Raw genomic sequence first — 12,690 nt, 5'->3', positions numbered from 1 at the left:
GTACCTAGTTCTCTGTTTAATTTTGAGAGACTAATTTTATCTAACTCTTAGGAGTTAGATAATGAATAGTTTTTCTTAAAATGTTCTTTGAAAATTGCACAGTGAAAAAAGTTGTTTTAAAAAAATTAAAACTACGCAAGTAGTTTATAAATTAATTTAATACAATTTCGCAAAATTAATATAACCGTCTATGTAAATAGACAGAATCAAGGTCAAGCTACAAAGGGCGCATGGCGAATGCCTTGGCACTAGGAGCCGAAGAAGGACGCGTTAAGCTGCGATAAGCTTTGGGTAGGCGCAAATAGCCTGTGATCCAAAGATTTCCGAATGGGGGAACCCACATAGTAACAACTATGTACTGCATACTGAATAAATAGGTATGCAGAGGTAGACCCGGGGAACTGAAACATCTAAGTACCCGGAGGAAGAGAAAGAAACATCGATTTCCTAAGTAGCGGCGAGCGAAAGGGAAAGAGCCCAAACCCAGGTCTTTGATCTGGGGGTTGAGGATAGATCATAAATACTGCAATTCCTTAATTGAAGATAGCTGGAAAGCTGCTCCGCAGAAGGTAATAGGCCTGTAAATGAAAAGGAAAAACAGTCAGATCTAATCCAGAGTACCACGAGACACGTGAAACCTTGTGGGAAGCTGGGAGGACCACCTCCCAAGGCTAAATACTACCTAGTGACCGATAGTGAAGAAGTACCGTGAGGGAAAGGTGAAAAGAACCCCGGAAGGGGAGTGAAATAGAACCTGAAACCGTGTGCCTACAACCGGTCGAAGCACTTTATATGTGTGACGGCGTGCTTTTTGTAGAACGAGCCAACGAGTTACGATATGTAGCAAGGTTAAGTACTTAAGGTACGGAGCCGAAGGGAAACCAAGTCTGAATAGGGCGCATAGTTGCATGTCGTAGACCCGAAACCGGGTGACCTATCCATGGCCAGGATGAAGCGGAAGTAAAATTCCGTGGAGGTCCGAACCACGTTGGTGTTGAAAAACCATGGGATGAGCTGTGGATAGCGGAGAAATTCCAATCGAACTCGGAGATAGCTGGTTCTCCTCGAAATAGCTTTAGGGCTAGCGTCGATTAATTGAGTAATGGAGGTAGAGCACTGAATGGGCTAGGGGCTGACAACAGTTACTGAACCCTATCAAACTCCGAATGCCATATACTTTTATTTCGGCAGTCAGACTGCGAATGATAAGATCCGTAGTCAAAAGGGAAACAGCCCAGACCATCAGCTAAGGTCCCAAAGTGTAAGTTAAGTGGAAAAGGATGTGGGATTTCTAAGACAACTAGGATGTTGGCTCAGAAGCAGCCACTCATTTAAAGAGTGCGTAATAGCTCACTAGTCAAGAGATCCTGCGCCGAAGATGTCCGGGGCTAAAACTTACCACCGAAGCTATGGGTGTACACAATTGTGTACGCGGTAGAGGAGCTTTCTGTACTGGCTGAAGTCATACCGTAAGGAGTGGTGGACGGTACAGAAGTGAGAATGTTGGCATGAGTAGCGAGAGTTAAGTGAGAATCTTAACGGTCGAAAACCTAAGGTTTCCTGAGGAAGGCTCGTCCTCTCAGGGTTAGTCGGGACCTAAGCCGAGGCCGAAAGGCGTAGGTGATGGACAATCGGTTGATATTCCGATACCACCAATGGACGTTATTAGAAATGGGATGACGCAGGAGGATAAGATGTGCACACTATTGGATGTGTGTCTAAGCATTTAGGCGGAGCAGACAGGCAAATCCGTTTGCTCTTAACGCTGAGATGTGATGGGGAAGGGAATTTATTCCTGAAGTATCTGATTCCACGCTGCCAAGAAAAGTCTCTATCGAGGATATTGGTGCCCGTACCGCAAACCGACACAGGTAGGTGAGGAGAGAATCCTAAGACCATCGGAAGAATTGTTGTTAAGGAACTCGGCAAATTGACCCCGTAACTTCGGGAGAAGGGGTGCCTACGTAAGTAGGTCGCAGAGAATAGGCCCAAGCAACTGTTTAGCAAAAACACAGGTCTCTGCTAAAGCGAAAGCTGATGTATAGGGGCTGACGCCTGCCCGGTGCTGGAAGGTTAAGGGGATTACTTAGCGCAAGCGAAGGTATGAACTTAAGCCCCAGTAAACGGCGGCCGTAACTATAACGGTCCTAAGGTAGCGAAATTCCTTGTCGGGTAAGTTCCGACCCGCACGAATGGCGTAATGATTTGGGCACTGTCTCAACAACACATCCGGCGAAATTGTAGTGCAAGTGAAGATGCTTGCTACCCGCGATTGGACGGAAAGACCCCGTAGAGCTTTACTGTAGCTTAGCATTGAATTTCGGTATTGTCTGTACAGGATAGGTGGGAGACTGAGAAACATGGGCGTCAGCCTGTGTGGAGTCATCCTTGGGATACCACCCTGACAGTACTGAGGTTCTAACTGGAGGCCATGAATCTGGTCACAGGACATTGTTAGGTGGGCAGTTTGACTGGGGCGGTCGCCTCCAAAAAAGTAACGGAGGCGCCCAAAGGTTCCCTCAGCGCGGTTGGAAATCGCGCGAAGAGTGCAAAGGCAGAAGGGAGCCTGACTGCGACACTTACAAGTGGAGCAGGGACGAAAGTCGGGCTTAGTGATCCGGTGGTACCTCGTGGGAGGGCCATCGCTCAACGGATAAAAGCTACCTCGGGGATAACAGGCTGATCTCCCCCAAGAGTCCACATCGACGGGGAGGTTTGGCACCTCGATGTCGGCTCGTCGCATCCTGGGGCTGAAGTAGGTCCCAAGGGTTGGGCTGTTCGCCCATTAAAGCGGCACGCGAGCTGGGTTCAGAACGTCGTGAGACAGTTCGGTCCCTATCCGTCGCGGGCGTAGGAAATTTGAAGGGAGCTGTCCTTAGTACGAGAGGACCGGGATGGACAAACCTCTGGTGCACCAGTTGTCACGCCAGTGGCATCGCTGGGTAGCTATGTTTGGAAGGGATAAACGCTGAAAGCATCTAAGCGTGAAGCCCACCCTGAGATGAGATTTCCCATAACTCGCACGTAAGTGCGGTGTTAGTAAGACTCCTGGAAGACCACCAGGTTGATAGGTTAGAGGTGTAAGCATGGTAACATGTTCAGCTGACTAATACTAATAAGTCGAGGGCTTGACCTAAATATATAATTAAAAGTAATGCGAAATACTTCTTTCGTAAGAAAGAAGCGAGGCTTTGAGCGTGAGCGAAAAGACTAATTCACTGTGCAATTTTCAGAGAATATTTATATTCTCAATCTGGTGATTATGGCATGAAGGTAACACCCGTTCCCATACCGAACACGAAGGTTAAGCTTCAATGCGCCGATGGTACTGCAGGGGTGACCTTGTGGAAGAGTAGGTTGTCGCCAGGTAAGAAAAAACCGCTAAGTTATACGAGGCCACTGAAAAACTATATGAAAAATCGTCATCTAATTAAAGATGGCGATTTTTTTATATAAAAGACTAAAAAACAAAAAGGAATTTTAAAAGATATGTCGAATTAGTATAGTAGAATAAAATAAAAGGGGCTAAACTATTATGCTAAAAGGACAATTGGAAATAAAAATAAATACATACCATAGCTTATATTCGTTAATTATTCCGAAAGATAACATTTTAAAGCAAATTAATGACCTTGTTGACTTTTCATTTGTTTATGACGAATTGATGATTAACTATAGTTCATCTATGGGTAGAGGTGCTATTAACCCCATAATGCTATTTAAATATTTACTTTTGAAAGTAATATATGAATTGTCTGATGAAGATGTTGTTGAAAGAACTCTTTATGACATGTCCTTTAAATATTTTCTAAATTTAGCCCCAGAAGAAACAAATTTAATAAACTCAAGTACACTAACTAAATTTAGAAAGCTTCGCCTTAAAGACATGAATTTATTGGATTTATTAATAAACAAGACTGTAGAACTTGCTATAAAAGAGGGAGTTTTAAAAAGTAAAGCAATAATAGTTGATGCTACGCATACCAAGTCACGTTATAACCAAAAGTCAGCAAGCGAGGAATTATTGAAACGTGCAAAAAACTTAAGAAAAACATTGTACGGAGTACATCCTGGTATTAAAGAAGAGTTACCTAATAAAGTTACAACTGGAGTACTTGAAGATATTCTTGAGTACTGCAAATTATTAATTGATACCATAAACGAGAAGCCAGAAACTGCAGCAAATCCAGCTGTGAAAACTAAATTAAACTACTTAATTGAAGCTATTAATGATGACTTAGAAAATCTAAAAATATCAAAAGATGAGGATGCAAAAGTGGGGCATAAAACTGAGGATAGTTCTTTTTTTGGATATAAATCACACCTTGCTATGAGTGAAGAACGTTTAATTACAGCAGCTGTTATTACAACTGGCGAAAAAAGTGATGGAAAGGAGCTCATAACCTTAATAGAAAAAAGCCGTGAGGCTGGTATAGATGTAAATGAAGTAATTGGAGATACAGCTTATTCTGAAAAGAAAAACCTAGAATATACAAAAGAAAATAAAATTGCATTAATTTCAAGACTAAATCCTGTAATTTCACAAGGAATGCGAAAAAAAGAAGATGAATTTGAGTTTAATAAAGATGCTGGTTTATTTGTATGTCCGGCAGGTCATATGGCTATTAAAAAAGCAAAACAGGGAAAGAAGAATGTTGGTAAAAATCAAGTGCTAACCTACTATTTTAATGTAGAAAAGTGTAAAAATTGTGTTCATAAAGATGGGTGTTATAAAGAAGGCGCTAAATCTAAAACTTATTCAGTTTCAATAAAGTCAAATACTCACAAAGATCAAATAGAGTTCGAAAAAAGTGAATATTTTAAAAAACGAGCTAGGGAACGTTATATGATAGAGGCTAAAAACAGTGAACTTAAGCACCAACATAGCTATGATGTAGCAATATCGTCAGGCTTAATTAGTATGCAAATTCAAGGTGCATTATCAATCTTCACTGTGAATCTAAAGAGAATAATTAAGTTGAAAAGCATGAAATAGGGCTTTTAAAACTTAATTATAAAATAAAAAGCATGAGATATCCAAAATATGAATATCTCATGCTTTTTCTATTCAAGCTTGAAAACTCTACTAAATAAAGAGTGCTTTTTTCAGCGGCCTCAGTTATACTTAGCGGTTTTTATTTGGTTAAAAAACTGAATTTATATTCGACTAAATTAAAATTTACATACTGTACTTAAAACTTTACCTATGCTATCATGAATTACTAAATTTGCTTGTTTGTCGTAAGGGGTAGAAGACTTGTTAATAAGAATTAAATTATTTCCTCTGAAATATTTTATAAGATTTGCAGCGGGATATACCACAAGAGAAGTGCCACCCACAATCAGTGTATCAGCAATACTTATCGATTTAATAGAGCTGTTTAAGACAGACATATCTAAACTTTCATCATAAAGAACTACATCTGGTTTAATAATACCACCACAGACATTACAGTTAGGAACTATGGTTTTACTATTTAACACATAATCTAAGTTAAAAAATTTATTGCATTTCATACAGTAATTTTTATGTATAGATCCATGAAGTTCGTATACAGTTTTGGATCCTGCCATTTGATGCAAACCATCAATATTTTGAGTGATTATAGCTTTTAATTTATTCTTTTCTTCTAGGGTAGATAATGCAATATGCGCATCATTGGGAATTGCATCTTCAAAAATCATGTTGGATTTATAAAATTTAAAAAAGTCCTCGGTATGATTTATAAAAAAAGAATGACTTAAAATAACTTCAGGAGGAAATTTCAAATCAGTTTCTATATTATATAGACCCTTTGCAGAACGGAAATCAGGAATACAACTTTCTGTAGATACGCCTGCACCTCCAAAAAAAACTATACTAGCAGTGTTTTTTATAATTGTTTTTAATAATCTATAGCACATAAGCTCAACTCCTTAACTATAGTATAACAGTCTAAAAAAGTTAGTTGTTGTTAATAAGAAAATAAAATATAATAGGAACTTCAAAATCTACAAATATAGTTAAAAAACTATATACTTATCCTAGTGTATCAATATGTGATATTATTAGAATTAATAGTGAATAGTGGAGAGAAATGAGAATAAATTGAATATATGAGCCATAATTCAAATATACGATTATTTTGTTGTGTTAAAATAATTCTTGTCGTCGAAAGAAAGTGATGATGTCGGGTTTGAGGATGTTAACATATAAAAAAGTGTTGACAAAATTAAAACTAAACAGTAAAATAGTAGAAGTCGTCACATGACGGTAGATACGAATAACAAATTGGTCTTTGAAAATTAAACAGAGAAATAGGTAAAGATAGCGAAATAATATTTCGTTAAACCAGTTAATTACTTTAGTATAAAGTAAAATTTAGTCGTAAGACTAAAAGTATGTAATGAGCTTGCGTAACAACTTAACAGTTGTCGCAGATTAATCATTTCAACTAAAAAAGTGTAAACTTTTAAATTGAGAGTTTGATCCTGGCTCAGGACGAACGCTGGCGGCGTGCCTAACACATGCAAGTCGAGCGATGAAACCTTTCGGGGTGGATTAGCGGCGGACGGGTGAGTAACACGTGGGTAACCTGCCTCAAAGAGGGGAATAGCCTCCCGAAAGGGAGATTAATACCGCATAATATGTTTTGGTCGCATGATCGAAACATCAAAGGATTTTTCTTCGGAAAATTCCACTTTGAGATGGACCCGCGGCGCATTAGCTAGTTGGTGAGGTAACGGCTCACCAAGGCGACGATGCGTAGCCGACCTGAGAGGGTGATCGGCCACATTGGAACTGAGACACGGTCCAGACTCCTACGGGAGGCAGCAGTGGGGAATATTGCGCAATGGGGGAAACCCTGACGCAGCAACGCCGCGTGAATGATGAAGGCCTTCGGGTTGTAAAGTTCTGTCTTCTGGGACGATAATGACGGTACCAGAGGAGGAAGCCACGGCTAACTACGTGCCAGCAGCCGCGGTAATACGTAGGTGGCAAGCGTTGTCCGGATTTACTGGGCGTAAAGGATGCGTAGGCGGACATTTAAGTCAGATGTGAAATACCCGAGCTTAACTTGGGTGCTGCATTTGAAACTGGGTGTCTAGAGTGCAGGAGAGGTAAGTGGAATTCCTAGTGTAGCGGTGAAATGCGTAGAGATTAGGAAGAACACCAGTGGCGAAGGCGACTTACTGGACTGTAACTGACGCTGAGGCATGAAAGCGTGGGGAGCAAACAGGATTAGATACCCTGGTAGTCCACGCCGTAAACGATGAATACTAGGTGTCGGGGGTCGAACCTCGGTGCCGCCGTTAACACATTAAGTATTCCGCCTGGGGAGTACGATCGCAAGATTAAAACTCAAAGGAATTGACGGGGGCCCGCACAAGCAGCGGAGCATGTGGTTTAATTCGAAGCAACGCGAAGAACCTTACCTAGACTTGACATCCCCTGCATAACCCAGAGATGGGCGAAGTCCTTCGGGACAGGGTGACAGGTGGTGCATGGTTGTCGTCAGCTCGTGTCGTGAGATGTTGGGTTAAGTCCCGCAACGAGCGCAACCCTTATCATTAGTTGCTACCATTAAGTTGAGCACTCTAGTGAGACTGCCCGGGTTAACCGGGAGGAAGGTGGGGATGACGTCAAATCATCATGCCCCTTATGTCTAGGGCTACACACGTGCTACAATGGTGAGTACAAAGAGATGCAAGACCGCAAGGTGGAGCCAAACTCAAAAACTCATCCCAGTTCGGATTGTAGGCTGCAACTCGCCTACATGAAGCCGGAGTTGCTAGTAATCGCGAATCAGCATGTCGCGGTGAATACGTTCCCGGGCCTTGTACACACCGCCCGTCACACCATGAGAGTTGGTAACACCCGAAGTCCGTGAGGTAACCGTAAGGAGCCAGCGGCCGAAGGTGGGATTGATGATTGGGGTGAAGTCGTAACAAGGTAGCCGTAGGAGAACCTGCGGCTGGATCACCTCCTTTCTAGGGAGTAGATGTATTGACTTCGGTCGATGCAATAGAAGAATATTAATTTGTTCTTCAAAAATATCTATTGTAATTAATCGTACCTAGTTCTCTGTTTAATTTTGAGAGACTAATTTTATCTAACTCTTAGGAGTTAGATAATGAATAGTTTTTCTTAAAATGTTCTTTGAAAATTGCACAGTGAAAAAAGTTGTTTTAAAAAAATTAAAACTACGCAAGTAGTTTATAAATTAATTTAATACAATTTCGCAAAATTAATATAACCGTCTATGTAAATAGACAGAATCAAGGTCAAGCTACAAAGGGCGCATGGCGAATGCCTTGGCACTAGGAGCCGAAGAAGGACGCGTTAAGCTGCGATAAGCTTTGGGTAGGCGCAAATAGCCTGTGATCCAAAGATTTCCGAATGGGGGAACCCACATAGTAACAACTATGTACTGCATACTGAATAAATAGGTATGCAGAGGTAGACCCGGGGAACTGAAACATCTAAGTACCCGGAGGAAGAGAAAGAAACATCGATTTCCTAAGTAGCGGCGAGCGAAAGGGAAAGAGCCCAAACCCAGGTCTTTGATCTGGGGGTTGAGGATAGATCATAAATACTGCAATTCCTTAATTGAAGATAGCTGGAAAGCTGCTCCGCAGAAGGTAATAGGCCTGTAAATGAAAAGGAAAAACAGTCAGATCTAATCCAGAGTACCACGAGACACGTGAAACCTTGTGGGAAGCTGGGAGGACCACCTCCCAAGGCTAAATACTACCTAGTGACCGATAGTGAAGAAGTACCGTGAGGGAAAGGTGAAAAGAACCCCGGAAGGGGAGTGAAATAGAACCTGAAACCGTGTGCCTACAACCGGTCGAAGCACTTTATATGTGTGACGGCGTGCTTTTTGTAGAACGAGCCAACGAGTTACGATATGTAGCAAGGTTAAGTACTTAAGGTACGGAGCCGAAGGGAAACCAAGTCTGAATAGGGCGCATAGTTGCATGTCGTAGACCCGAAACCGGGTGACCTATCCATGGCCAGGATGAAGCGGAAGTAAAATTCCGTGGAGGTCCGAACCACGTTGGTGTTGAAAAACCATGGGATGAGCTGTGGATAGCGGAGAAATTCCAATCGAACTCGGAGATAGCTGGTTCTCCTCGAAATAGCTTTAGGGCTAGCGTCGATTAATTGAGTAATGGAGGTAGAGCACTGAATGGGCTAGGGGCTGACAACAGTTACTGAACCCTATCAAACTCCGAATGCCATATACTTTTATTTCGGCAGTCAGACTGCGAATGATAAGATCCGTAGTCAAAAGGGAAACAGCCCAGACCATCAGCTAAGGTCCCAAAGTGTAAGTTAAGTGGAAAAGGATGTGGGATTTCTAAGACAACTAGGATGTTGGCTCAGAAGCAGCCACTCATTTAAAGAGTGCGTAATAGCTCACTAGTCAAGAGATCCTGCGCCGAAGATGTCCGGGGCTAAAACTTACCACCGAAGCTATGGGTGTACACAATTGTGTACGCGGTAGAGGAGCTTTCTGTACTGGCTGAAGTCATACCGTAAGGAGTGGTGGACGGTACAGAAGTGAGAATGTTGGCATGAGTAGCGAGAGTTAAGTGAGAATCTTAACGGTCGAAAACCTAAGGTTTCCTGAGGAAGGCTCGTCCTCTCAGGGTTAGTCGGGACCTAAGCCGAGGCCGAAAGGCGTAGGTGATGGACAATCGGTTGATATTCCGATACCACCAATGGACGTTATTAGAAATGGGATGACGCAGGAGGATAAGATGTGCACACTATTGGATGTGTGTCTAAGCATTTAGGCGGAGCAGACAGGCAAATCCGTTTGCTCTTAACGCTGAGATGTGATGGGGAAGGGAATTTATTCCTGAAGTATCTGATTCCACGCTGCCAAGAAAAGTCTCTATCGAGGATATTGGTGCCCGTACCGCAAACCGACACAGGTAGGTGAGGAGAGAATCCTAAGACCATCGGAAGAATTGTTGTTAAGGAACTCGGCAAATTGACCCCGTAACTTCGGGAGAAGGGGTGCCTACGTAAGTAGGTCGCAGAGAATAGGCCCAAGCAACTGTTTAGCAAAAACACAGGTCTCTGCTAAAGCGAAAGCTGATGTATAGGGGCTGACGCCTGCCCGGTGCTGGAAGGTTAAGGGGATTACTTAGCGCAAGCGAAGGTATGAACTTAAGCCCCAGTAAACGGCGGCCGTAACTATAACGGTCCTAAGGTAGCGAAATTCCTTGTCGGGTAAGTTCCGACCCGCACGAATGGCGTAATGATTTGGGCACTGTCTCAACAACACATCCGGCGAAATTGTAGTGCAAGTGAAGATGCTTGCTACCCGCGATTGGACGGAAAGACCCCGTAGAGCTTTACTGTAGCTTAGCATTGAATTTCGGTATTGTCTGTACAGGATAGGTGGGAGACTGAGAAACATGGGCGTCAGCCTGTGTGGAGTCATCCTTGGGATACCACCCTGACAGTACTGAGGTTCTAACTGGAGGCCATGAATCTGGTCACAGGACATTGTTAGGTGGGCAGTTTGACTGGGGCGGTCGCCTCCAAAAAAGTAACGGAGGCGCCCAAAGGTTCCCTCAGCGCGGTTGGAAATCGCGCGAAGAGTGCAAAGGCAGAAGGGAGCCTGACTGCGACACTTACAAGTGGAGCAGGGACGAAAGTCGGGCTTAGTGATCCGGTGGTACCTCGTGGGAGGGCCATCGCTCAACGGATAAAAGCTACCTCGGGGATAACAGGCTGATCTCCCCCAAGAGTCCACATCGACGGGGAGGTTTGGCACCTCGATGTCGGCTCGTCGCATCCTGGGGCTGAAGTAGGTCCCAAGGGTTGGGCTGTTCGCCCATTAAAGCGGCACGCGAGCTGGGTTCAGAACGTCGTGAGACAGTTCGGTCCCTATCCGTCGCGGGCGTAGGAAATTTGAAGGGAGCTGTCCTTAGTACGAGAGGACCGGGATGGACAAACCTCTGGTGCACCAGTTGTCACGCCAGTGGCATCGCTGGGTAGCTATGTTTGGAAGGGATAAACGCTGAAAGCATCTAAGCGTGAAGCCCACCCTGAGATGAGATTTCCCATAACTCGCACGTAAGTGCGGTGTTAGTAAGACTCCTGGAAGACCACCAGGTTGATAGGTTAGAGGTGTAAGCATGGTAACATGTTCAGCTGACTAATACTAATAAGTCGAGGGCTTGACCTAAATATATAATTAAAAGTAATGCGAAATACTTCTTTCGTAAGAAAGAAGCGAGGCTTTGAGCGTGAGCGAAAAGACTAATTCACTGTGCAATTTTCAGAGAATATTTATATTCTCAATCTGGTGATTATGGCATGAAGGTAACACCCGTTCCCATACCGAACACGAAGGTTAAGCTTCAATGCGCCGATGGTACTGCAGGGGTGACCTTGTGGAAGAGTAGGTTGTCGCCAGGTAATGTGGCTGGATAGCTCAGTCGGTAGAGCAGAGGACTGAAAATCCTCGTGTCCCTGGTTCGATTCCTGGTCTAGCCACCAAGTTATGGCGCTATAGCCAAGCGGTAAGGTCAAGGTCTGCAAAACCTTTATTCCCCGGTTCAAATCCGGGTGGCGCCTCCAAAACACTTTGTAAATATTACAAAGTGTTTTTTTTGTGGTGTGCCCAGCAGGCTTGTGGAGCCAATAGGCTGAGAAGGGTCTATCTAACCTAACTAACGGAGGGTTGTACAATAAATATTTGAACCTAATTACACGATGTCTACCTACTTCATTATTTGTTATAGTAAATGGTAAAGTTTTGCTTATTTTAGATATGCTCAGTTAATTTTTTAGTGGATATAAATAAATAAAATATCTATAACTTTTATTTAAATTAAGAAATATAGCGAAAAAGCTAGAAATACCTATATTGATACATATGGATTAGTATAAATAACATATATGGGCATATATTATGGTATACGCACTATAGGGAGCTTAGTACAAGTAGATTAATATATGAAATGCTAGTATAATCACATATGTTGGTCACAAAACTATTTATATCTAGTATTTTTAATTGATTTAGGGGGTCTGGCTTTTATGTATAAAGAGATGGTTCAAAGAAAAAAGTTTCCAGCTATAGTATTGTTATTTATTACATTAATTGTATTTATATGCTTATCAGACGTATTCACTAAAGTAAGTATAGGCAGAATAAATATTAAGACGTTTGTAACTATGTTCTTTAATACACTAATGATTGCTCTTTGCTATATGGAGTTTTCAAAATGTAAGGTTAAGTATAAGTATTCAATCGTAGCAGATCAATTCATTATCCATAAGATAAAAGGTGAAGAGGTTAAAATACTAGAAGATATTAAATTAAAGGATATAGATTATATTGGTAAATATAAAAACTACAGTGCAGGTGTTCATATTAGTAGCAGTAAAAAGTATATTTGTTCTACGTTTATTGGGAGTAAGTTTTGTTGTATATATAAAGTAGGAGATAACTTTAAAAAATTTTATTTTGAGCCTAGTGATGGGTTTATGAATAAAATTAAATTACTAAAAGAAAAAGCATATTTTAAAAATAAATAATAGATATATATAAGAAGTATAATTGAGTTATGATTATACTTCTTTTTTATATGTGCCAGGCAGGGAATTAACTAGGTTGTGAAAGTCCACTGTGTGGGTCTGTAGTTGCCGATCACTAGCTGAAGGAGGCCCTAGGTAGGGTT

General features: G+C 42.0%; 3 protein-coding genes, 2 tRNA genes and 5 rRNA genes. 9 read left to right on the top strand and 1 reads right to left on the bottom strand.

Annotation, left to right across the window (positions count from 1 at the left end; genetic code table 11):
• The first annotated feature begins 210 nt into the window (after positions 1 to 210).
• From ACWJJ2_RS13030 to ACWJJ2_RS13020, 3 genes are all read left to right on the top strand, one after another.
• Positions 211 to 3,136: ribosomal RNA gene (locus ACWJJ2_RS13030) — 23S ribosomal RNA — on the top strand.
• Positions 3,137 to 3,252: 116 nt separating this feature from the next.
• Positions 3,253 to 3,369: ribosomal RNA gene (rrf, locus tag ACWJJ2_RS13025) — 5S ribosomal RNA — on the top strand.
• A 166-nt stretch (positions 3,370 to 3,535) separates the two neighbouring features.
• Positions 3,536 to 4,996 carry an IS1182 family transposase gene (locus ACWJJ2_RS13020; protein ID WP_268064015.1) on the top strand — a complete coding sequence of 487 codons (1,461 nt, stop codon included), beginning with the start codon at positions 3,536 to 3,538 and terminating at the stop codon, positions 4,994 to 4,996.
• Positions 4,997 to 5,172: 176 nt separating this feature from the next.
• Here the strand turns inward: ACWJJ2_RS13020 and ACWJJ2_RS13015 are convergent, their stop codons facing one another.
• On the bottom strand, positions 5,173 to 5,904 hold the full coding sequence (locus tag ACWJJ2_RS13015; protein ID WP_216304651.1) for an NAD-dependent protein deacylase: 732 nt from the start codon (positions 5,902 to 5,904) through the stop codon (positions 5,173 to 5,175).
• A gap of 549 nt (positions 5,905 to 6,453) precedes the next feature.
• On the opposite strand from ACWJJ2_RS13015, the gene ACWJJ2_RS13010 reads away from it, so the two are divergent.
• The 6 genes from ACWJJ2_RS13010 (at position 6,454) to ACWJJ2_RS12985 (ending at position 12,547) form a co-directional block, all read left to right on the top strand.
• Positions 6,454 to 7,971 (top strand): 16S ribosomal RNA (locus tag ACWJJ2_RS13010).
• 292 nt (positions 7,972 to 8,263) lie between these two features.
• A 23S ribosomal RNA gene (locus ACWJJ2_RS13005) occupies positions 8,264 to 11,189 on the top strand.
• A 116-nt stretch (positions 11,190 to 11,305) separates the two neighbouring features.
• Positions 11,306 to 11,422: ribosomal RNA gene (gene rrf, locus ACWJJ2_RS13000) — 5S ribosomal RNA — on the top strand.
• Together the 16S, 23S and 5S rRNA genes with 2 tRNA genes alongside form the textbook arrangement of a ribosomal RNA operon.
• A 5-nt stretch (positions 11,423 to 11,427) precedes the next feature.
• Positions 11,428 to 11,503: transfer RNA gene (locus ACWJJ2_RS12995), tRNA-Phe, on the top strand.
• Positions 11,504 to 11,509: 6 nt separating this feature from the next.
• Positions 11,510 to 11,584, top strand: a tRNA-Cys gene (locus ACWJJ2_RS12990).
• A 462-nt stretch (positions 11,585 to 12,046) separates the two neighbouring features.
• A complete protein-coding gene (locus ACWJJ2_RS12985; protein ID WP_165414588.1) occupies positions 12,047 to 12,547 on the top strand; it encodes a hypothetical protein in 501 nt (166 codons plus the stop codon).
• Positions 12,548 to 12,690: the final 143 nt, after the last annotated feature.

The organism is Clostridium sp. CM039 (assembly GCF_055081075.1).
This window is presented reverse-complemented; position numbering and strand designations above follow the sequence as displayed.

What these genes read in the sequence shown, in the direction of transcription:
- ACWJJ2_RS12985 (WP_165414588.1), top strand. Translation starts at nt 12,047, where the DNA reads ATGTATAAAGAGATGGTTCAAAGAAAAAAGTTTCCAGCTATAGTATTG.
- ACWJJ2_RS13015 (WP_216304651.1), bottom strand. Translation starts at nt 5,904, where the DNA reads ATGTGCTATAGATTATTAAAAACAATTATAAAAAACACTGCTAGTATA.
- ACWJJ2_RS13020 (WP_268064015.1), top strand. Translation starts at nt 3,536, where the DNA reads ATGCTAAAAGGACAATTGGAAATAAAAATAAATACATACCATAGCTTA.